The organism is Bradyrhizobium sp. (genome assembly GCF_049519115.1).
Lineage (GTDB): Bacteria > Pseudomonadota > Alphaproteobacteria > Rhizobiales > Xanthobacteraceae > Bradyrhizobium.
In genome coordinates this window covers 96,347-117,055 of sequence record NZ_JBEKRB010000012.1, presented here as the reverse complement: position 1 = coordinate 117,055, position 20,709 = coordinate 96,347, and the positions used below count along the sequence as shown (strand labels likewise).

Annotated in this window: 17 protein-coding genes and 1 pseudogene; 6 read left to right on the top strand and 12 right to left on the bottom strand. The window is 61.7% G+C overall.

Annotated elements, in window-relative coordinates; genetic code table 11:
- Window positions 1-32 precede the first annotated feature (32 nt).
- Entirely contained in the window at window positions 33-1,256 is a 1,224-nt protein-coding gene (locus ABSE61_RS12420) for a polyhydroxyalkanoate depolymerase (protein WP_423871401.1), read from the top strand.
- A 61-nt stretch (window positions 1,257-1,317) separates the two neighbouring features.
- Here the strand turns inward: ABSE61_RS12420 and ABSE61_RS12415 are convergent.
- Window positions 1,318-2,347, bottom strand: a pseudogene (locus tag ABSE61_RS12415) (AraC family transcriptional regulator).
- A gap of 260 nt (window positions 2,348-2,607) precedes the next feature.
- Here ABSE61_RS12415 and ABSE61_RS12410 point away from each other — a divergent pair.
- The 3 genes from ABSE61_RS12410 to ABSE61_RS12400 all read left to right on the top strand — a co-directional run bounded on the left by ABSE61_RS12410 (window position 2,608) and on the right by ABSE61_RS12400 (window position 5,574).
- On the top strand, window positions 2,608-3,057 hold the full coding sequence (locus tag ABSE61_RS12410; RefSeq protein WP_423871400.1) for a cupin domain-containing protein: 450 nt from the start codon (window positions 2,608-2,610) through the stop codon (window positions 3,055-3,057).
- A gap of 99 nt (window positions 3,058-3,156) precedes the next feature.
- Window positions 3,157-4,668, top strand: a complete 1,512-nt coding sequence (locus tag ABSE61_RS12405; protein ID WP_423871399.1) for a flavin-containing monooxygenase — start codon at window positions 3,157-3,159, stop codon at window positions 4,666-4,668.
- A 120-nt stretch (window positions 4,669-4,788) separates the two neighbouring features.
- On the top strand, window positions 4,789-5,574 hold the full coding sequence (locus tag ABSE61_RS12400) for a substrate-binding domain-containing protein (RefSeq protein ID WP_423871398.1): 786 nt from the start codon (window positions 4,789-4,791) through the stop codon (window positions 5,572-5,574).
- A gap of 198 nt (window positions 5,575-5,772) precedes the next feature.
- On the opposite strand, the gene ABSE61_RS12395 is transcribed toward ABSE61_RS12400, so the two are convergent.
- From ABSE61_RS12395 to ABSE61_RS12375, 5 genes are all read right to left on the bottom strand, one after another.
- Window positions 5,773-6,561, bottom strand: a complete 789-nt coding sequence (locus ABSE61_RS12395) for a transporter substrate-binding domain-containing protein (RefSeq protein ID WP_423871397.1) — start codon at window positions 6,559-6,561, stop codon at window positions 5,773-5,775.
- 120 nt (window positions 6,562-6,681) lie between these two features.
- Complete coding sequence (locus tag ABSE61_RS12390; protein WP_423871396.1) at window positions 6,682-7,320, bottom strand: DJ-1/PfpI family protein; 639 nt, start codon at window positions 7,318-7,320, stop codon at window positions 6,682-6,684.
- Window positions 7,321-7,327: 7 nt separating this feature from the next.
- Window positions 7,328-8,635: an MFS transporter gene (locus ABSE61_RS12385; protein WP_423871395.1), complete on the bottom strand. Its 1,308-nt coding sequence runs from the start codon at window positions 8,633-8,635 to the stop codon at window positions 7,328-7,330.
- Between the two features lie 226 nt (window positions 8,636-8,861).
- Window positions 8,862-10,844: a potassium transporter Kup gene (locus tag ABSE61_RS12380; protein WP_423871394.1), complete on the bottom strand. Its 1,983-nt coding sequence runs from the start codon at window positions 10,842-10,844 to the stop codon at window positions 8,862-8,864.
- A gap of 92 nt (window positions 10,845-10,936) precedes the next feature.
- Window positions 10,937-12,115 carry an MFS transporter gene (locus tag ABSE61_RS12375; protein WP_423871393.1) on the bottom strand — a complete coding sequence of 393 codons (1,179 nt, stop codon included), beginning with the start codon at window positions 12,113-12,115 and terminating at the stop codon, window positions 10,937-10,939.
- 60 nt (window positions 12,116-12,175) lie between these two features.
- Here ABSE61_RS12375 and ABSE61_RS12370 point away from each other — a divergent pair, with 60 nt between their 5' ends.
- On the top strand, window positions 12,176-12,976 hold the full coding sequence (locus tag ABSE61_RS12370; protein ID WP_423871392.1) for an AraC family transcriptional regulator: 801 nt from the start codon (window positions 12,176-12,178) through the stop codon (window positions 12,974-12,976).
- 225 nt (window positions 12,977-13,201) lie between these two features.
- Window positions 13,202-14,554, top strand: coding sequence for a malonyl-CoA decarboxylase (locus ABSE61_RS12365; RefSeq protein ID WP_423871391.1), 1,353 nt, complete (start codon window positions 13,202-13,204; stop codon window positions 14,552-14,554).
- 105 nt (window positions 14,555-14,659) lie between these two features.
- On the opposite strand, the gene ABSE61_RS12360 is transcribed toward ABSE61_RS12365, so the two are convergent.
- From ABSE61_RS12360 to ABSE61_RS12335, 6 genes are all read right to left on the bottom strand, one after another.
- Window positions 14,660-15,349: a Fe2+-dependent dioxygenase gene (locus tag ABSE61_RS12360; RefSeq protein ID WP_423871390.1), complete on the bottom strand. Its 690-nt coding sequence runs from the start codon at window positions 15,347-15,349 to the stop codon at window positions 14,660-14,662.
- A gap of 9 nt (window positions 15,350-15,358) precedes the next feature.
- A complete protein-coding gene (locus ABSE61_RS12355; protein ID WP_423871389.1) occupies window positions 15,359-17,947 on the bottom strand; it encodes a TonB-dependent receptor in 2,589 nt (862 codons plus the stop codon).
- A 219-nt stretch (window positions 17,948-18,166) separates the two neighbouring features.
- Window positions 18,167-18,406, bottom strand: a complete 240-nt coding sequence (locus ABSE61_RS12350; RefSeq protein WP_423871425.1) for a hypothetical protein — start codon at window positions 18,404-18,406, stop codon at window positions 18,167-18,169.
- Window positions 18,407-18,674: 268 nt separating this feature from the next.
- Window positions 18,675-19,844, bottom strand: a complete 1,170-nt coding sequence (locus ABSE61_RS12345; RefSeq protein ID WP_423871388.1) for a mandelate racemase/muconate lactonizing enzyme family protein — start codon at window positions 19,842-19,844, stop codon at window positions 18,675-18,677.
- Between the two features lie 118 nt (window positions 19,845-19,962).
- On the bottom strand, window positions 19,963-20,235 hold the full coding sequence (locus ABSE61_RS12340) for a DUF3297 family protein (RefSeq protein WP_423871387.1): 273 nt from the start codon (window positions 20,233-20,235) through the stop codon (window positions 19,963-19,965).
- Complete coding sequence (locus ABSE61_RS12335) at window positions 20,232-20,708, bottom strand: glutathione peroxidase (protein WP_423871386.1); 477 nt, start codon at window positions 20,706-20,708, stop codon at window positions 20,232-20,234. The genes ABSE61_RS12340 and ABSE61_RS12335 overlap by 4 nt, the downstream gene beginning before the upstream one ends.
- Window position 20,709 lies beyond the last annotated feature (1 nt).

Below are 20,709 nucleotides of genomic sequence, written 5' to 3'. Positions count from 1 at the left end.
AATATTGCATAGCAACATAAGCGGGGGTTCGAATGACGTCGTTATTGTATCAAGCCTACCAAAACCATTCGGATCTGACGGCGCCATGGCGGACCGGGGCTGCGCACGCGCTGAAATACCTCAACCTCCTGCCGCAGGGTATTTCCGACAAGTTCTTCCGGCGCCTGGCGGCGGCGCTGGAACTGATCTCGCGCACGTCCCTGACCTATACCCGCCCTGCCTATGGCATCGACCGGGTCATGGTCGGCAATCAGGAACTGGAGGTGACCGAGGAGGTCGCCTTCGCCACGCCGTTCGGCTCTCTGTTGCATTTCAAGAAGGAAAACGGCCCCGAACAGCCGCGGCTGTTATTGGTGGCGCCGATGTCAGGCCATTTCGCGACGCTGTTGCGCGGCACGGTGCAGACACTACTTCAGGACCACGACGTCTACATCACCGACTGGCACAATCCGCGCGACATTCCGCTTCACCATGGCCGCTTTGGGCTGGACGATTACACCGAGCACCTGATCACGTTTCTCGACCAGCTCGGCCCGCGCGCACATATAGTGGCGATCTGCCAGCCTTCCGTGTCGGCGCTGGCTGCGGCCGCGATCATGAACGAAGACAATCACCCCGCGCGCCCGGCGACGCTGACGCTGATGGCGGGCCCGATCGATACCCGCATCCAGCCCACCAAAGTCAACGAATTCGCCAAGAGCAAGCCGCTCACCTGGTTTGAGAGCAACCTGATCAATTACGTGCCGTTCCAGTGCAAGGGCGCGTTCCGGCAGGTCTATCCCGGCTTCGTGCAAGTCACCGCGTTCGTGTCGATGAACCTCGAGCGCCACATCAAGCAGCACATGGATCTCGCCAACCACCTCGCCAAGGGCGAAATCGAAAAGGCCGAGACCATCAAGACCTTTTACGACGAGTATTTCGCGGTGATGGATTTGCCGGCGGAGTTTTACCTCGAAACCATCCGCGACGTGTTTCAGGAGCATCTGTTGCCGCAGGGCAAGTTGACCTATCGCGGGCGCCCGGTGAACCCCGCCGCCATCAAGCGCATGGGCTTGATGACGGTCGAGGGCGAAAAGGACGATATCTGTTCGGTCGGGCAAACCCTCGCCGCGCAAGAGCTCTGTACCGGCGTGCGCGCCTATCGGCGGGTGCATCATCTGCAAGCCGGCGTCGGGCATTACGGCGTGTTCTCGGGCCGCCGCTGGAACAACGAGATCTATCCGTTGCTGCGTGATTTCGTGCACGTGAACTCGTAAGACCCATCATTTTCGGGCAGCGCGCCAGACAACGGTCCGCAGTGCGGACAGAGCATGACCGTCAATGCAGCCGCAGTGTCGCCGATGGCGTCTCGCCGAACTTGGCGCGATAGGCGCCCGCCATACGGCCGAGATGGGTGAAGCCAAGATCGAAGGCGAGATCGATGATGCGCGCATCGGGCGCTGCCCGCTTTAGCTGCGCATTGAGATGCGACAAGCGGATCTCCAGCAGCATCTGCGAGATCGAGGTGCCGAAATGGCGCTGGAAGCCGAGCTGCAGCGCGCGGATGCCGGATGCGGCCGCCAGCTGCGCGAGATCGAGCGGCTCGGCGGCATGGGCATGGAGGCAATCACGCGCCCGTCGCAGCGCGCCGGGCAAGGTCTCGCCCGCGCCCGAGAATTTGCTGATCGGTTCCGACAGCCCATGGCGGTGCCTGAGGAGAAGCGCATCGAGCAGCGCCTCGCGGCAATCGGCAGCGGTGACCGCCGACAGGGTACGGCCAGCATCGAGGCACTCGGCAAGGTCGGCAAGCGCTTCCATCTGTGCCCGCAAGCCGCGGCCCGCCGGCCGCCGCAAATCGATCAGCGGATCAAATTCGACCGTCTGCAAAGGCAGCCCGGCCAGCGCCGCCGCGCGCTGTTCGACCAGCTTTCGCTCCACCAGAAGAATGAGCTGGGCGCAATCATTCTCCCACAGCATCTCGGTCGGCACGTCGGCGACAGCAGCGAGGCCGCAATATCGGGCGCGCATCCGATGTCCTGCGAAGCCGTGCGCACCCGCGCCGACCCGGACAAGGGAAGCTGCACCAGGAAAAAACGCTCCGGGCAGCCGGGATCGATCATCACCGATCCGCCATAGGCGACGTAGTTGATGGAGAAGCCGTCGAAGGGTGCGCAATTGTGCCGCGCCGAAAAAGCCGACGATGCCGAGCTCAGCGGCTCGAGCGCATGGGGACAGAATATCCGTCCAATCTGCTCAGCCGCGTCGTCGACGCTACCGTGGCGACGCGACAAAAGCCCGCAAGCCTTGAACCCGCAAGCCTTGAACCCGCAAGCCTTGAACACCCAGGCCTTGCAGCGTCGGGTGAAATCGGCTCACAAGCGCTTTTCGGAATGACCGCGTCCGCCACAGGCTCGCCTTCGAAATCAAGACCTCGCTTCCGACATCTACTTGAAGCTTATAATAGTTTCGTCCGCTGGCAAGCGGCCGGCTGGAGCGAACAATAGGCAATCTGCCCAAGCTCTTCGCGGCGCCGCCGCGCAGGTCCCAAACGACGGATTCGTTTATCGGATAGACAGGAGCCGCCGAGCGGCCGATGCTGCGGCCCACGATCAACCGGAGGGAAAGATCATGGCGGCACTCGAGAAAGGCATCACACCCAACGGCGAGGGTTTTCAGGACAAGACCTGGAATATCCTGGGTCAGGTCTACTTCCCCAAGGCCGTGACCGAGTCCACCTTCGCGTTCGAGACCAACAGCGATCCCGGGCAGTTCGTGCCGGTGCACATCCACCCCACCCAGGACGAGTTCATCCTGGTGCAGGAAGGCGTCCTGGACCTGAAGCTCGACGGCGTCTGGGTAAAGGCCAAGGCAGGCGACCTCGTGCGCCTGCCGCGCGGCATACCGCACGGCTATTTCAACAAGTCCGACAAGCCGGCGCGCGCGCTGTTCTGGGTGTCGCCGATGCAGAAGCTGGAAGCGCTGTTCGACAAACTGCACAACCTGACTGATCCGGTGGAAGTGGTGCGTATCTCGGCTCAGCACGAGGTGGATTTCCTGCCGCCCGAGGCCAACGACTAGCAGCCAACGACTAGCGCCCAAGCGGCGGGTCCACGACAAGGCACGCGCCGCCCTTCGCGGCCGAATGGCGGCGGGTGCCTCAAACATCGGAGCACAGACATGGTCAGCCAGAAGCAGGTTTGCGTGATCGGCGCCGGCGTTTCCGGCCTCGCGGCGGCCAAGGCGTTTGCCGCGCGCGGTCACACGGTTACGATTGTCGAGAAAAGCACCAATCTGGGCGGTGTCTGGGATCCCTCGCGGACCTATCCCGATGTCCAGACCCAAAGCCCCAAGGACCTCTATCGCTACACCGACAAGGCCATGCCGGACTCCTATCCGGAATGGCCGAAGGGGCCTCAGGTGCACGCCTATCTCAAGGACTACGCATCAGGCCACGGCCTCGACCGCTTGATCCGCTTCAACACCGCGGTCGCCGCCATGAGCCGCCGCGCCGACGGCAAGCCCGGCTGGACCCTGGAATTGACGACGCCGGACCAGACCAGCCGCGAAGACTTCGACTTCGTCGCGATCTGCACCGGCCAGTTCAACGATCCGCAAGACTTGCGCCTTCCCGGCGAGGACGCGTTCAAGGCGCAAGGCGGCCAGATCCTACACTCGTCGCATTATGGCGATGCGTCGCTCGCCAAGGGACGCCGGGTCGTGGTGCTCGGCGGCTCGAAATCCGCGACCGACATCGCAGTGAACGCGGTCAATTCCGGCGCGCGCGAGGTCACCATCGTCTACCGCGAGCCGGTCTGGCGCATCCCCTATTTTATCGGCGGCCTCGTCAACTTCAAGCGCATCCTCTACATCCGCGCGCAGGAGGAGATGTTTGCGAGCTGGGGCATCGGTCCGATGGCGCGGCTTGCGCATCAAATCGCAAAGCCATTCGTGTGGGCGAACTGGCGTGGGCTGGAGAGCCTTTTGAAGGCGCAGCTCAAGCTCGCCAAATGCAAAATGGTCCCGGAGACCAGGATCGAGGACGGCGTCAATTGCTCGGTGCCGATCGCAACCCCCGGCTTCTACCCGATGGTTGCAGACGGCCGCATCAAGGCAATCCGCGGCACCTTCGATCGTTATGAAGGCGACCAGATCGTCATGAGCAATGGCGCGCGCGCAGGCTGCGACATCGCGGTGCTGGCGATTGGCTACAGATTGGGGGTGCCGTTCCTGCCCGAGGAATACCGCAGCAAACTGGTCGAGCCCGATGGCCAGTATCGCCTCTATCGGCTGATCGCCAATCCGGATCTGCCGGAGCTCGGCTTTGTCGGCTTCAACTCCAGCTTCTGCACCGTGCTCTGCGCCGACATGGCCGCGCACTGGCTGGTGCGCTATGCCGACGGCCAGCTGTCACGTCAGCCAAGCGCGCAAGCGATGCGCGACAACATCGAGATGATGCTGCATTTCAAGCGCGTCGAGCGGCCGGCTGCAGGCGTCTATGGCGGGCTGTGCGTCGCGCCTTATCACTTCAAGCATTTCGACGAGCTGCTGGCCGACATCGGCACAACGCAGCGCCGCCGCAATGCCCTGAAGGAAAAGTTCACGCCGCCCGATGCGGCCGCCTATGCGCAATTCCTCGCCTCGGCACCCGACTACCAGGCGGCGCCGCCCGTGCTTGCGCAGACTTCCTAGCGCAAGCCGAAGCCGCGCGCTCCTCGCAGGTGACTTCCTGATATGACCCCTCCGCATTGCCTTGTAGGCTCGTGCAAGATAAGAGGGCCGTACAGAAGAGCGCCTCCGGGAGGAATGATCATGAAGCCGTTGACCGCCCAATTCCGCAGCCTGTTCGCCGGCGTTGCGATCCTGCTGCTGCTCCCCGCTGCTGCGAGCGCGGCCGAGGTGCACGTGATGATCTCGGGCGGTTTGTCGGCGGCCTACAACACGCTGGTGCCGGAATTCGAGAAGGCGACCGGCAACAAGGTGATCACGGCCTATGGCCCGTCGATGGGCACGACGGTGAATGCGATTCCGGTGCGGCTGGAGCGCGGCGAACCCGCCGACGTCCTGATTTTGGTCGGCTACGCGCTCGACGACCTGATCAAGAAAGGCAAGGCCAGCGACCGCGTCGACCTCGTCAACTCCAAGATCGGCGTTGCGGTCAAGGCAGGCAGCCCGAAGCCCGACATCTCTTCCGTGGACGCGGTCAAGCGCGCGCTGCTGGCGGCGAAGACGGTCGCCTATTCCGACAGCGCCAGCGGCGTCTACATCTCGACCGAGATGTTCGACAAGCTCGGCATCGCGGCCGAGATGAAGGACAAGGCGCGGAAAATTCCCGCAACTCCGGTGGCTGAAATCGTGGCGCGCGGCGATGCCGAGATTGGCATGCAGCAGATCAGCGAATTGAAGCCGGTCCCGGGAATCGACATCGTCGGCCCGCTGCCGGACGCCCTGCAGAAGGTCACGGTGTTCTCCGCCGGCGTCGCTGCCGTGTCGAAGGAGCCGGAAGCCGCCAAGGCGCTGATCAGGTTCCTCGCCTCGCCGGCGGCGCGGGAGACCATCGTCAACAGCGGGCTTGAGCCGATTGAGAGCGGGAAGTAACTCGTTCGGGCTCATCCTCGGAGACGCGGCCAAGTGGCCGCTCCTCAGGATGAGGGGCTAAACCCTCATGGTGAGGAGCGCGGCGCGCCCGAGCAGGCAGAGCGAAAGCGAGGCCGTCAGCGAACAGCGCATAAAACGTCGCGCGTCACCGGACGATGCGTTGCATCGCCAGGGGAACCATTAGGCCCAGCGAAGTGGTCACTTCGCCCGCAGCGGGGTGTCCTTCAGCCCGTTATTGTCGAACGCCTTGCGCAACAGGCCGTTGGCCTTGGCCTCGGTCATGAACTTGCTGGCGTATTCGAGCGACAGAGGATGATTGAGCGGAACGGCCACCGCCGTCACCGTCTGCCTGAAGGTTTCATCGAGCACGCGCGTGCCCGGAAGCTTTTTCGAAAGCGCATTGAGCTGGTCGCGCGACAGCGCAAACGCATCGACTTCGCCATTTTTGAGCAGGCTGAAGATTTCGTCAAACGTCTGATAACCGCTGACCTTGGCCTGCTTCAGATGCGCCTCCGCGCCGCGCATGGTGGTGGTGTCGTTGACCGCCACGACCTTGACGCCGGGCTGATCGAGATCGGCGAAATTCTTGATCGTCGAACCTGCTTTGACGATGTAGGTCGCCTCGGCCACCTCGTAGATCGGGCCGAACGCGATCTTCTTGGCGCGCTCGGGATCCTCGGGCAGAAAACTCACGTCCCAGGCGCCCTTGGCGGCCGCGTCCGTGATCTGCCCCGAATTCGGGAAAGCGACATATTCGATCCGCAGGCCCAGCTGATCCGCCATCGCCTTGCCGAGGTCGACCGGCACGCCGGCATAACCGTTTTCGGTTTTCGTCGACCAGTACGCGCCGCCGGCAGCACTAATCCCGATCGCGACCCGCAGCTTGCCGGTCGGCGCGATTTCATCTTTCAGGCCGTCGGCATTGGCAACACCGGTCAGCATGATCGAGACGCCCAGAATGAGACCGCCGAAAAACACATGACGCATGAATCCTTCTCCCACCGGCCCGTTGTTGAACTTCGGGCCTTAAGCCCGTTCATTATGGCCGATCAGCGCAGGCCGCAACACCATGCTTTGAATGAAAATTCGGTGAGGCAGCTATTCGTCTCAGCTCGTGCGCTTGGCGGAAAGCACCGGCGCGAACGCCTCGCGGTTGGCTCGCCAGGCGCGGCTGTATTCCATGATCCGCGCGGTCTCATCGGCGACGCGCTCACCGAGCATGGTAGCGAGCAGATGCAGCGTGGTGTCGATGCAGAGCGTCACGCCGCCGCCGGTCACGACGCGGTCGGGGCGCTCGACCAGCATCGCCTCGCGCACATCGATGGCGGCATAGGTTTTCCGCATTACCTCGACCGGTGACGTCTCCGGCGGCACCACCTCGCGTTTGGTCGTAGCAGCCCCGCCGTCCAGTACGCCGCTGGCGGCGAGGATCATGCCGCCGGTGCAGACCGAGGCGATACGGCCTGCGGCATGGACATGGCGGATATAATCGAGCGTCGCGGGCGCCTTCGCCTGCACGGTCCAGCCGGGACCGCCGGTGACGATGACGACGTCGCACGCGGGCGCATCGTCAATGCCGTAGTCGGCCGAAACACTCAGGCCGTTGGCAAGCGCGACGAGACCTGCGCGGGGCGCGATGGTGCAGATCGAAATTTCCGGCGCAATCCGGCGCGCCATCGACAGCACGCCGAAGGTGGCGAGATCGATCGGTTCGACACCGTCATAGATGAAGATGCCGAAGCGCATGGAAGGATTAATCCGTCAGCGAGCCGCCGCGGGTTTCGCGGGCCGCAAAGGCGGCAGCCAATGTAATCAGCGCGAGAATGATCATCATGATTGCGACGCCGCCGGTGCCCCCGAAATAGCCGGCGAGCGCGGTGGCGAGGATCGGTGCGAAGCCGCCGCCGATCGCCGCCGAAACCTGAAAGCCGAACGACGCGCCGCTGTAGCGCACGCGGGGGCCGAACAGTTCCGGGAAGTAGCAGGATTCCAGGCCAAACATCATGCCGTGGCCGAAATTCATCGCGATCATGATGCCGGTGAAGATCAGCACCGTGCTCTTGCTCTCCACCATCCAGAACAACGGGAATGCAAAGACGATCGTGAACAGCGCGCCAAGAATATAAAACGGCCGGCGCCCGAACTTGTCCGACAGCCAGCCGAACAGCGGCAGGCTCACGAGTTCGAGCAGCGCGGCGTACATCACCGCGTCGAGCATCAGCGATTTGGCAAGACCGAGTTTCGTCGTGGCGTAGCCGACGACGAACACCGTCAGCATATAAACCCACGACACCTCGGAGAGTTTCAGGCCGACGGCAATCAGGAAGGATCTGGCATTCTTGCCGACGGCTTCGCCCACCGGATTTTTGGAAAGACCGTCACGCTGCTTCATGCCCTCGAATACCGGCGTCTCCGGTACCCGCGAGCGGACAAAAGTGCCGACGCCAAGCAGGACGATGCTAATGAGGAACGGAATGCGCCAGCCATAGCTGCCAAAATCCGCTTCTGGCAATTTGGTGACAAGTCTGAACACCAGCGAGGCCAGCACCAGCCCGATCGGAAACCCGATCTGGACGAAGCTCGTGTAGAGGCCGCGCTTGTCGGCCGGCGCGTGCTCGAGCACCATCAGCGAGGCGCCGCCCCATTCGCCGCCAAGCCCGATGCCCTGGATGACGCGCAGCAGGATCAGAAGCATCGGCGCAAACACCCCGATCGAGGCGTAGGTCGGCAACAGGCCGATGAAAAAGGTGCTCAGACCCATGATGAACAGCGTCAGCACCAGCATGGATTTGCGGCCAAGCCGATCGCCGAAATGGCCGAACAGCGCGCCGCCCAGCGGGCGGGCTAGAAATCCAACCGCGTAACTGCCGAGCGCGGCCAATGTGCCGGCGAGCGGATCGAAGGTCGGGAAGAAGGCCTTGTTGAACACCAGCGCCGCCGCGGTGGCGTAGATCAGAAAGTCGTACCATTCGATGATGGTGCCAAAGCAGCTCGCAAACACGATGGAGTTCATGCTCGAACGTTCAACGCCGGCCATCGGTACTGTGGTTGCAATGGTCATTGGGCCTCCGCTCGTTGGCAAGTTCCCCCGCAAAAATATGGCAAATGGGGACATTGGCTAAAAAGAATGCAAACAGCATGCCGGGCCAAAGGCCCGGTTTGGGACAATTCCCGCTGCCAATACCGCTGAAGCGCCTGGATTTTCCGGCAGCGAATCGGCCGTTGGGGCCTCAAGCCTAGCCCGACTGTGCGGCCTGTGTCTGCCGAGCAAGAGCGGCGACCGCTGGTCAGATTTCGACGCGGAAGCCCACCTCGATGATGGCGTCCTGGGGAATCTTGAAAAAATCTGGCGCCCGGCTCGCGATCCGGTTGAGGAACGAGAAGATCGCAAAGGAGATCGGGTCCATCGCCGAACTCGCTTCGCGGCGCACGATGGTCTCGTGCGCGATGTAGTAATTCTTGTGGTCGAGGTCGGCTTCGAACCCAAGCTTGTTGCAGTTGATCAGGCTCAGCGGAATATCCGGCGTCTGCATGAAGCCGAGCCGGACCTGGATCCGGTAGAAGCCGTGACCGAGACGGTGCACCGAATGCCGCTCGTGAAACGGCACCCGCGGCCTGCGGTCGGGCAGGAACGTCAACAGCACCACGGTCTCATGCAGCACACGGTTGTGTTCGATATGGCGCAGCAGCATCGGCGATGCGCCGTGATCGACCTTGGTCAGCCACACCCCCATGCCCGCCGCGCGGCCGATCACCGTCTTGTCGGCATAAGGGAGAAACTCCTTCAGCGGCATCGACATGTCGTGAAGCCGGTTTCGGACTTCCGACGAACCCTTGCGCCAGCTCAGCATCAGCGTCGCGATCAGCGTGCCGACGATCAGCGGAAACCATCCGCCTTCGACGATCTTGATGGAGTTCGAAACCAGGAAGGTCGCGTCGATCGCGCCGAAGATCGCGATCACGGGAATGGCGATGCCGGGCGGCCATTTCCATCGTGCGACCGCCACCCGATAAAGCAGGATCGTCGTGATCAGCATGGTGCCGGACACGGCGATGCCGTAGGCGGCGGCAAGGCTGTCGGACGATCTGAACAGCACGACCGTCAGCAGCGTGCCCGTCATCAACAGCCAGTTGGCGGCGGGAACGTAGATTTGCCCGGCTTCGTCGGCCGAGGTCGGAACGATCCGCGCGCGCGGACACAGTCCCATCTGCATCGCCTGACGCGTCAGCGAAAATACGCCCGATACCAGCGCCTGCGATGCAATGATGGTCGCGGCCGTCGCCAGCACCAGCATCGGGATCAACGCCCAGCCGGGCGCCAGTTTGTAGAACGGATTGTCGATGGCACTGGGATCGGCGAGGATCAGCGCGCCTTGCCCGAAATAATTCAACAACAGCGCCGGCAACACCAATCCGAACCAGGCGCGGCGAATGGCGCTAGCGCCGACATGACCCATGTCGGCATAGAGCGCCTCGCCGCCGGTGAGCGCGAGGAACACCGCGCCGATCACGACGAAGGAAACCTTGGGATCGGCGGCGAGGAAGCGCGCGGCCTCAAGCGGATTGACGGCGCCGAGAATGGCCGGCGCCGCGAAGATATTGGCCGCGCCGAGTGCGCCGATCACGACGAACCACACCACCATGATCGGTCCGAATAGTTTGCCGATGCGCTCGGTGCCATGCCGCTGGATGACGAACAAACCGACCAGCACCGCAATCGTGGCCGGCAGAATGAAATGCTCGAAGGCCGGCGCCACCAGCTTGAGGCCCTCCATCGCCGACAACACCGAGATCGCCGGCGTAATGACGCCGTCGCCGTAAAGCAGCGAGGCGCCGATTACGCCCAGCAGCACCAGCACGGAAAGCCTGGCGCCCTTGGCGATCTGGTCGGAAGCAACCAGCGACAGCAGCGCCAGGATTCCGCCCTCGCCGTCATTGTCGGCCCGCAGCACGAAGACCACGTATTTGAGCGACACCATCACCATCAGTGCCCAAAGAATGAGCGAGACCAGGCCCATGACCTCCGCCGCGGTCGGAGCCGGATGGCCCAGTCCTGTCAGCGCGACCTGAAATGCGTAAAGGGGACTGGTACCGATATCGCCGAACACGACGCCAAGCGCGGTCAGCGCCAGGAACCATGGACTGCCGGCATGAAGGAATTTCGCCTGGTCTTGGATTGTTTCTTGGATCGATCCCGCCTGGCCGAGATCGAGATGAGATACCGCACGATCGATCAGGCCGCCGTCCGGGGCACTCGATGGCATATCCATAAGAACCTCACGACACGACGACGCTGTCTGAGCCCGTGAGTTCGTTATTCAAGAATCAGGCCATATTTCCCGCCCATGTCGCCGGCGTACCTTCAATTCGCTCTAGCAGCCTGTGTCCTGATCTCGACCGGCAGAATGATCGCAGCCGCAACGATCAGGAGACACAGGCCGGCAAAGGCGTGCAGCATGGTGACGAATCCGCCCTGCTGGTAGAGCCACGCCACCAGGCCGACCGAAACACCGGCGGCGGTAAAGCCGACGAAATAGCGCACGGCATAGGCGCGCGAGCGCCATTCCTCGCTGGTGTATTTGCCGACCATGGCGTCGTTGACGGTGACCTGGCCGAACGCGCCCATCACGATGCCGATCGCGGCGATGATGAGCGGCAAGTTCGACAGCTCGGCCGCGACGTACAGAAACGGCGCCAGCACGAATGACAGCGGCAGCGACACCGCTTTCAGCGAATAGCGGTCGATTAATTTTCCGATCGTGTATTGCGTCATCGCGCCGAACACATAGACACAGGCCGCGATCACGCCCAACAGCGCCGGGCTTTGGGTGAGGCCATTCAGTCGCTCGGCGAACAGTTTCGGCAGCGCCACCGTCACCGCGTTGAAGGTGGTGGAGATTGCGATCACCACGATCAAAAGCGCCACGATCACCCGCCACATATCTTTCTTGGCGACGCGGGCCTGCGCTGCCGCCTGCTTCACATTACTGCGGTCTTCGTGACGCACCATCGCCATGAAGCAAAGCCCGATTCCGATCGTGACGATACCCGGCAGGATGAAGGCCCAGCGCCAGCCGAGATACTGACCGACAACGCCGGTGACCAGCGCCGACGACGCCACGCCGAGATTGCCCCACACGCCGTTGATACCCATCTCGCGGCCGAGCGCCTCGGCATAGGAGACGATCATCGCGGTGCCGACGGGGTGATAGATCGAGGCGAACAGACCGATCGCCAACAAAGCGGCGCCGAGTTCGAGCGGCGTCTGGACGAAGCCGACTGATATCATCGAGGCGCCGATGCCGACAAAGAAGATCGCCATCATGTGGCGGCGGCTCCAGCGGTCGCCGAGCCATCCGGTCAACAGCGAGCCCGCGCCAAAGGCGACGAAACCCGGCGTGGCATACGGCAGCAGTTCGGAATAGGCCATGCCGAGCGCCGGCCCCATGATGATGACGGCGGCGGCGAAAATCAGCATCGAATAATGGTCGATGAAATGGCCGGCGTTGACAAAGCCGATAACGCGAGTGGGGTTGTTCATGGATGATTCCTGCAATAACCGAAATAGGTTATACGGACATGCGCTGACGGGATGCGGCCAATGAATATCGCCGAAAAGCCAATTGCTGCGATCCGGGGACGCCGGACCTCGACCGGCGACGGCGTTCATTTGATTGCAAACCACTACAAGAAGGGCGTGCGGCTCGACACCCACATGCACCGCGAGGCGCAGCTTGTGTACGCCGCTAAAGGCACGATGCAGGTCACGACCCCGAGGGGACGCTGGCTGGTGCCGCCGGATCGCGCGGTATGGGTGCCGGCCCGGCTCGAACACGCGATCGATGTGCTCGCCGACATCGACATGCGCACACTGTATTTCGACCTGAAGTGGCTCGGCCGCAAGAAACTCCTTTCAAGCCTGGATTCCGAATTCGTGGTGCGCGTGTCCGGTCTATTGCACGAGTCGATCCTCGCTTTGTTCGACGAGCGCAATGACGCCGAGCGCACTGCGCTTCTGATCCGGCTCGCCGTGCTCGAACTGCATCGTGCCGAGGATTCGGCAACCTTTATCCCGCTGCCCCAGGAGCCGCGCTGCCGTCGCGCAGCCGAGATCGTGCTCGGCGATCCCGCTTCTTCACATGAAATCGAGACCCTGGCACGCAAGGTCGGCGCGTCGGCGCGAACCTTGTCGCGGCTGTTTTCGTCGGAAACGCAACTGAGTTTCAAAAGCTGGTGCCAGCGCGCACGCATCGCGGCGGCCATCGAAAAGTTGTCCACCAAAGCCGGCGTCTCGGTCAAGCAGATCGCCCGGGAGTTCGGCTATGCCAGCGTGCCGGCCTTCTCGCATGCGTTCCGCCAGGTGACCGGCAAGACACCCACCGAATTTACCGACCGGCAATAGGTCCGGTCCCTGACCGAACAGCGGCTGGACACTCTATATATCCGTGACCGTCATATACCCATGGCCGTCACACGCGGGCCTCATGCACCGGTCCACCGGAAAGCCTTAAAAAAGAAAGTTACCGGACAAGTCGGGCTGAATGTCACGCGCTTGATTGTGACCACCTCAGCCATAAATTCGTGTAAAGTAGCGGAAGCCGCCTCAAAAAGCCGATTCCGACATTCCATGAACAACGCATTTTTTTCCGATCTCCTCACCTCGATTTCCGAACGCGGCCGCACCCTGCTCCGCCGTGTGGGATCATCGGAGGAAAAGCCGGACGCCGCCGGCCTGATCGAGCTCTGCGAAGCCCTGCTCTCGGGCCGGGGCGAAGCATCGGGCACGGCGATGGCGCGCGAGGTGCTCGATCGCTACGGTCACCTCAATGAGACCGAGCGGCTTTCCTTCTTCCAGACACTTTCTTCCAGTTACGGGCCGGAGCGCGAAAAGCTCGCGAAAGCCATCAGGGCCTGGCGTACGCAGCCGAACAACGCCGATGCGAGCGACCTGCATTTTGCTTCCGAGCCGCGGCGGCAGGAATTGATCCGCAGGCTGAACCGCGCGCCCGGCGGCACCGGCGATCTGGTGGCGATGCGCGCCGATCTGCTGGATCTGATGAAAGCCAACAAGACCCTTGGAGCGCTCGACCGCGACGTCGTGCATCTATTGTCTTCATGGTTCAATCGGGGATTTCTCGTGCTGCGCAGGATTGACTGGTCGACGCCAGCGAACATTCTGGAAAAAATCATCCGCTATGAGGCCGTGCACGAGATTCGCGACTGGGACGATCTCCGCCGCCGCATCGATCCCGTCGACCGGCGCTGCTACGCCTTCTTTCATCCCGCGCTGGTCGACGAGCCCTTGATCTTTGTCGAGGTGGCGCTGACGGAAACCATTCCTGGCGCGATCGCGCCGCTGCTGGCCGAAGATCGCCAGGCGGTTGCGGTCGAGCGGGCGCGCGTTGCGGTGTTCTATTCGATCTCCAACACCCAGCGCGGTCTCGGCGGCATTTCCTTTGGCAGCTTCCTGATCAAACAGGTGGTGGAGGAATTGCGCCGCGAATTGCCGAAGCTGGAAGATTTCGTGACGCTGTCGCCGGTGCCGGGCTTCATGTCATGGCTAAAAACGGCCAGCGACCTGCCGGTGTCCGACGAGGAGAAGTCGCTGCTCAGCCATCTGGACGAGCCGGACTGGTGGAGGAATGCCGAACTCGAAGGCCAATTGCGCGCTGTCGTCGAGCCGCTCGCTGCGCATTATTTCCTGAAGGCACGCACTTCCAAAGGCCGCCTGATCGATTCGGTGGCGAGATTCCATCTCGGCAACGGTGCGCGGCTGGAGCGGATCAACTGGCTCGGCGATACTTCGGCCAAGGGCCAGCGCGAGTCCGCCGGCATCATGGTCAACTACCTCTATCGTCTCGACGACATCGAGAAGAACCACGAAGCCTATGCCAATGACGGCACCGTGGTCGCGTCCAATGCGGTGAAGAAACTGCTCAAGGGCGAAGGCCGCCGGCTGCTCGACATGCGGCTGGGGTGATTCCCCGCTCGTCATTGCGAGGAGCGCAAGCGACGAAGCAATCCAGACTTGTTTCGCGACCCCAACTGGATTGCTTCGCTATCGCTCGCAATGACGGCGCGATGATTACACCTCCGCCCAGACGCGGATCAGGTTGTGGTACACGCCGGTCAGCCTGACCGTCTCGGGATCGTCGCGGCCAAGCCGCTCTACCAGAGCCTGGATCGAGACGTCGAGATCGAAAATCAAACTCCGCGCATGGGCGTCGCGGATCATGCTTTGCAGCCAGAAAAACGAGCCGACGCGCGCACCACGTGTCACCGGCGTGACCATGTGGAGGCTGGAGGCCGGATACACCACGAGATCGCCCGCCGGCAGCTTGATCTCCTGCGAGCCACAGAGATCCTCGACCACCAATTCGCCGCCGTCATATTCGTCCGGCTCCGACAGAAACAGCGTCACCGACAAATCGGTGCGGATCCGCAATCCCGTCAAACGGTCGCCGCGCACGGCATTGTCGACGTGGATGCCGAAATGATGCCCCTCCGCCGCGTTGTAGCGATTGAACAGCGGCGGAAAGATATGCAGCGGGATCGCCGCGGAAATAAACCGCGGATTGGACGTCAGCAGCGAGACGATGCGGTTGCCGAGTTTGCGCGCGATCTCGCTGTCGGGCGGCAACTGCTCATTGCTTTTGACCAGCGCCGATTGCGCGCCGGCGGTCGAGCGGCCATCTTCCCACGTGCTGGCATCCATGATGCGGCGGAAATCCGCCACTTCATCCTTGCTCAGCACGTTGGGAATGCAAGTCAGCATCGTGTTGGATCAATACCTCGCTGACAGCACCAGGTAGGCGGCGCGACCCGGCGCCTCCAGCGCAAACGGTGCGTTGCTCTGATAGAGCGCGTCGTAATAGAGCTTGTTGAAGATGTTGTTGACGTAGAGCTTGAGCCGCCAGTTCTTGTCGATCTTGGCCTCCGCGAACGCATCGAAGCGCCAGTAGCTCGGGATCGAAGTGCCTTCATTGGCGGCGAGCAGCGTGCCGCCATAGACCTTCGACCGGAAAACCGCCTGGCCGCCGAGTTCCCAAATATCGGTGAGCTGGTACTTGCTCAACAGGCTGAAGGACTGATGCGCGACGTTGGCGAGCGGCAGTCCGACGTCGGTCGTGTACAGCAGCGGCTGCGGCATGTTCGCGGTCGGCACGTTCGACTTGGTTACCTGCGACTGCATCAGCACGATGCCGCCGAACACGCTCCATTTATCCGTGATCTTGCCGGCGGCCTCCAGGTCAATGCCGCGCACATAATAGGCGGACCCGGCGATAATGCAGGAAATGCTGCCACTCGTGACCGTATAGGGACATGAGGCGGTCTGGTTCGCCGTGCTGGTGACGTTGAAGGCCTCGCGGGCGTTGTCCTTGGTGGTCTCGAACAGCGCGCCCGTCAGCAACAGATGGCGATTGAACAATTCCCACTTGGTGCCGACTTCATACGCCTTGTTCTTTTCCGGTCCGAAAATCTGGTTTGCTTGGCCCGACACCACCGGCGCGAGGCCGCCATAGGCGGTGCTGGTGCCGTCAAATTCGGAGCCAACCGGATCGGACGAGGTCGCAAAGGCCGCATAGACGCTGGCGTATGGCAGCGGCTTGACCGTGATGCCGACGTTGAAGTTCGGCATACCGAATTCCGCGGCTTGCCTGTTGAAAGTGTTGGGGGCGCCGCCCCCAACGGTGCCCCAGCCGGAGGTATTGATCTTGTAGTCGTCGTAACGGATGCCGCCGTTGAGGATGAGAAAGTCGCGGTAGTTGACCGAGTCCAGCACATAGGTGCTGGTCGTATCGATCAGGATATTGGTCGGCATGCCCGTCAGCGTCGGCGTGCCGGTGAAGGGAAGACCGGTAAATTGCGGACTGAAAACGCTCACCCCGGAGAGAGAACCGCTGCCCGTGAACGGCGTCCCGGTCACCAACTCCGAAGTTAAACCGGTATATTTGTCGATCGAGGAAGTCTCCTGCGAGACTTCGACGCCGCCTGTCAGCGTGTGCCTGAAGGCACCGGTATCGAACTTGTAGGTCGCTTCCGACTGGCTGGCGAGCACGTTGGTGGTTTGGTAGCGGCTTTGCGGATTGGCCGTGAACGTGGACGACGACAACGGTGTGGCCGGGATCGCAGTTTCCGCCAGCGTTCCGATGTAATTGTTGAGCGACTGCGAGTCGCGGATCTTTTCGCTGACGACGAGATCCGGCGTGATATGGATCTCGGTATTGAACGTGCCGATGTCCTGCTGAACATGGAAGAAGTCACGGTTGACGAAGCCATAGAACTCGTCGCGATTGGAGCCGTAGAGCGGAAACGGGCCGCCTGCTGTCGAGGTGAACTGCTGGCTGCTCGAACCGGTCGCTCCAGGCCGGTAGTACGGCACACCGAAATCGGGAATGCCGTGCAGGTCGGTGTGAACGTAATCCGTGGTGATCTTGACCGCATCGGAAGGCGTCCACTTGGTCGCGAGGAATGCGCCATTGCGGTCGTCGGTGACGTCATTGCGGCCGGCTATACCTGCGTCCTGGAACATGCCGCCGGCACGAATCGCAAACGTCGGATTCACCACCTGGTTGACGTCAAGTACGATCCGCTTGGTCGCGTCGGTGCCGAACGTCGTATCCATATTGTAGAAGCTCTTGTCGGTCTGCGCTTCCTTGGTGACGATATTGATCGCACCACCAGTGGTGCCGCGGCCGGCAAAGGACGACATCGGCCCGCGCAGGATTTCGATCTGCTCGGTGAAGAAATTCTCGCGAACGCTGACGCCCGAATCGCGCACGCCGTCGATGAAGACGTCGTTGCGGGCGTCGAAGCCGCGGATGAAAAAGCGGTCGCCGAACGCGTTGCCGCCCTCGCCGCTTCCAAGCGTGACGCCCGCGGTGCTCAGGATCGCCTGCTTGAGCGTGGTGGCGTTCTTGTCCTCGATGATGTCCTTGGTCAGCACCGTCACCGTCTTCGGCGTGTTCAGAAGCGGTTCGGGGAATTTGCCCGAGGCCTGGACGCGGTCGCCCTTGTAGGGCGCGGCCGGATCGGCATAGCGATCGCGATCCGGCGCCAAAGCCGGAGTAGCCACGGCCGGCGCAGGCTTTTCCTGTTGTTGCTGACGCTTGGCGGCGCGGCGCAGCGCGTTGCGCGCTCTCACCTGATCCGGTGTCGGCGCGCTCGCCGGCTTCGCACGCGCGACCGGGGCATCAACGCTAACCGGCGGCAGATTCGACTGCTGCGCTTCAGCACCGCCGGAAAACGACGCGACCGCAACGAGGCTGGCCACGGCGGACACCTTGCGGGTGGAATAACCATCCAGTTTTTCGTCAAGGGAATTGCGGACTGCGTTCACACGCAGCGACTTCGGCGCCTTAACCCGGCTCATTGTTTTTGCCCCAACTTCAAACTTCACTCGGGGCGATCAAGTCCCACACCCATATCGAGCCCCGGTGAGTTTCGTATCGAGCGAAAAAATTTCGGTCAACACCGGGACACTTTGAATATTCCTAAATCAAATCGATTCTAATTTTGAATTTGAAACGACAATTTGAACCGTTCTAATTTCAGGTAGCTGACAACCATTCACGCGTGTTCAGCATGCGACTCAATCGCTGCTCGGCGGCTTCATCAGCGAGAACAATTCGTCGACGGTTTGCTTGGCGGCCTCGCGCGCACGCTCGGCATTTCCACTTCCGGCGATGTTCACGCCAGCGACGACGGCTCTGATCTCGTCGCGAAAATCGGTGAGAAACCGCAAGGGATCGGCAGAATCATTGGCGACGCGCGCAATCAAGCCCGCAATCAGGAGCTGGCAAGCAATCATGCGTCCGTTCAGCTCATCCATCGCGTGCCGATTTCGATCCATGTTACGCAACATCTCGCGTGGCCCGCCTTAGACCATTGAGGATGGGGAGCGCCATGGGGGAGCGGGTTTTCTTCGAGAGATTCTAAGAAGGCGACCGGAAAAGGTTTTCGTCATTGCGAGGAGCGAAAGAGACGAAGCAATCCAGCTTTCAGCATATGAAAGTCTTCCGGATTGCGGAGCCTGTCGGCCGGCGCGCATTCGCGCGACTCTTTGGCTGGCGCTCGCAATGACGGAGAAATCGCGCGTCCTACGCCGCGAGCGCCTTCATGTCACGGTAGAGATCGGATTTTCCTTCAAAGCCGATACCGGGAAGATCTGGCATCGTGATGTGCCCATTTTCCACGCGCACGCCGTCCGGGAAACCGCCATAGGGCTGGAACAGGTCGGGATAGCTCTCGTTACCGCCGAGCCCGAGACCCGCGGCGATATTGAGCGACATCTGATGTCCGCCATGCGGGATGCAGCGGCTCGGCGACCAGCCCGCCACTTTAAGCACCTCGAGCGTGCGCTGATATTCGCACAGCCCGTAAGACAACGCGCAATCGAATTGTAGCCAGTCCCGGTCGGCCCGCATGCCGCCATAGCGCAGCAGATTGCGCGCGTCCTGATGGCTGAAGAGATTTTCACCAGTCGCCATCGGCGCGGGATAGAATTCGGCGAGCGCCGCCTGAAGCTGGAAGTCGAGCGGATCGCCGGCTTCCTCGTACCAGAACAGCGGATAGTCGCGCAGCATCCTGGCGTAGGCGATTGCGGTCTCCAGATCGAAGCGGCCGTTGGCATCGACCGCCAACTGCGCGTCCTTGCCGATCTCCTTCAGCACCGCCTCGATCCGCGCGCTATCCTCTTCGATTGATGCGCCGCCGATCTTCATCTTCACGACGTTGTAGCCGCGATCTAGATAGCCGCGCATCTCCGCCCGCAGCATCGAGATATCCTTGCCGGGATAATAATAGCCGCCGGCGGCATAGACAAAGACGCGCGGATTGGCCTTGACGCTGTGACGCTCGGCGAGCAGGCAAAACAGCGGCTTGTTCGCGACTTTCGCCACCGCGTCCCACACCGCCATGTCGATGGTGCCGACGGCGACCGAGCGCTCGCCGTGCCCGCCGGGCTTCTCGTTCGACATCAGCGTTGCCCACACCTTGTCGGGATCGAGATTGTCGCCGGCTTCGTTGAGAAGCGTCTTGGGATCGGCTTCCTTGATGCGCGCAGCAAAACGCTCGCGGATCAGCCCGCCCTGCCCGTAACGGCCGTTCGAATTGAAGCCGTAGCCAACCACGCGCTTGCCGTCGCGAACGACATCGGTGACGACGGCGACCAGGCTCGTCGTCATCTTGGTGAAGTCGATATAGGCGTTGCGGATCGGCGAGGAGATCGGCTTGGTGATTTCCTGGATGTCGAGAATGCGAACGGACATTTTGTTCTCAGCTTTTTGCTTTGCTTGTCATGCCCGGCCTTGTGCCGGGCATCCACGTCTTCAATATCTGTCCACGAAAAGTCGTGGATGGCCGGGTCAAGCCCGGCCATGACGATGGTCAGGTCTTCGGCTTATCCCGGAAGTAAGGTTCGACCGGACCATGCACCTTGATGGTCAAGGGGTTTCCGTAACGGTCCTTGGCATTGCCGGCCGTAACGCGAATCCAGCCCTCGCTGATGCAATATTCCTCGACATTGTTTTTCTCGACGCCCTTGAAGCGAATGCCGACGTCGCGCGACAAAATCGCCTCGTTGTAATAGGGGCTATGGGGATCGATGGACAGGCGGTCCGGAAACTCGACCGGTGTGCCAGATTCGTTTTTCTCGTTCACAGCAATGCCTCGATATCCTTGGTGAGCGCTTCCGGCGTCGTGGTCGGCGCATGACGCCCGACCACTTTTCCCGAACGGTCGATCAGGAATTTGGTGAAATTCCATTTGATCGACGAACCGAGCAGCCCGGATTTTTCGTTCTTGAGATACTGATACAGAGGATGGGCGTTGTCGCCGTTGACGTCGATTTTGTCGAACATCGGAAAGCTGACGGCGTAGTTCGAGGAACAGAACTGCCCGATCTCGGCTGCGCTGCCCGGCTCCTGGCGCCCGAACTGGTTGCAGGGGAAGCCGAGTACCGAAAAGCCGCGCGCGGCGTATTTCTGCTGCAAGACCTCGAGGCCTTTATATTGCGGCGTGAATCCGCAAGCGCTTGCGGTGTTGACGATCAGGAGCACTTTGCCCTCAAAGCGTTTGAGCGGGGTGTCCTCACCCGTGAGCGATGTGGCATTGAAATCGTAGATCGAAGCCATG

Excerpts from the sequence above, each read along its gene's own strand:
- ABSE61_RS12420 (WP_423871401.1), top strand. The coding sequence starts at position 33 with ATGACGTCGTTATTGTATCAAGCCTACCAAAACCATTCGGATCTGACG.
- ABSE61_RS12410 (WP_423871400.1), top strand. The coding sequence starts at position 2,608 with ATGGCGGCACTCGAGAAAGGCATCACACCCAACGGCGAGGGTTTTCAG.
- ABSE61_RS12405 (WP_423871399.1), top strand. The coding sequence starts at position 3,157 with ATGGTCAGCCAGAAGCAGGTTTGCGTGATCGGCGCCGGCGTTTCCGGC.
- ABSE61_RS12400 (WP_423871398.1), top strand. The coding sequence starts at position 4,789 with ATGAAGCCGTTGACCGCCCAATTCCGCAGCCTGTTCGCCGGCGTTGCG.
- ABSE61_RS12395 (WP_423871397.1), bottom strand. The coding sequence starts at position 6,561 with ATGCGTCATGTGTTTTTCGGCGGTCTCATTCTGGGCGTCTCGATCATG.
- ABSE61_RS12390 (WP_423871396.1), bottom strand. The coding sequence starts at position 7,320 with ATGCGCTTCGGCATCTTCATCTATGACGGTGTCGAACCGATCGATCTC.
- ABSE61_RS12385 (WP_423871395.1), bottom strand. The coding sequence starts at position 8,635 with ATGACCATTGCAACCACAGTACCGATGGCCGGCGTTGAACGTTCGAGC.
- ABSE61_RS12380 (WP_423871394.1), bottom strand. The coding sequence starts at position 10,844 with ATGGATATGCCATCGAGTGCCCCGGACGGCGGCCTGATCGATCGTGCG.
- ABSE61_RS12375 (WP_423871393.1), bottom strand. The coding sequence starts at position 12,115 with ATGAACAACCCCACTCGCGTTATCGGCTTTGTCAACGCCGGCCATTTC.
- ABSE61_RS12370 (WP_423871392.1), top strand. The coding sequence starts at position 12,176 with ATGAATATCGCCGAAAAGCCAATTGCTGCGATCCGGGGACGCCGGACC.
- ABSE61_RS12365 (WP_423871391.1), top strand. The coding sequence starts at position 13,202 with ATGAACAACGCATTTTTTTCCGATCTCCTCACCTCGATTTCCGAACGC.
- ABSE61_RS12360 (WP_423871390.1), bottom strand. The coding sequence starts at position 15,349 with ATGCTGACTTGCATTCCCAACGTGCTGAGCAAGGATGAAGTGGCGGAT.
- ABSE61_RS12355 (WP_423871389.1), bottom strand. The coding sequence starts at position 17,947 with ATGAGCCGGGTTAAGGCGCCGAAGTCGCTGCGTGTGAACGCAGTCCGC.
- ABSE61_RS12350 (WP_423871425.1), bottom strand. The coding sequence starts at position 18,406 with ATGGATGAGCTGAACGGACGCATGATTGCTTGCCAGCTCCTGATTGCG.
- ABSE61_RS12345 (WP_423871388.1), bottom strand. The coding sequence starts at position 19,844 with ATGTCCGTTCGCATTCTCGACATCCAGGAAATCACCAAGCCGATCTCC.
- ABSE61_RS12335 (WP_423871386.1), bottom strand. The coding sequence starts at position 20,708 with ATGGCTTCGATCTACGATTTCAATGCCACATCGCTCACGGGTGAGGAC.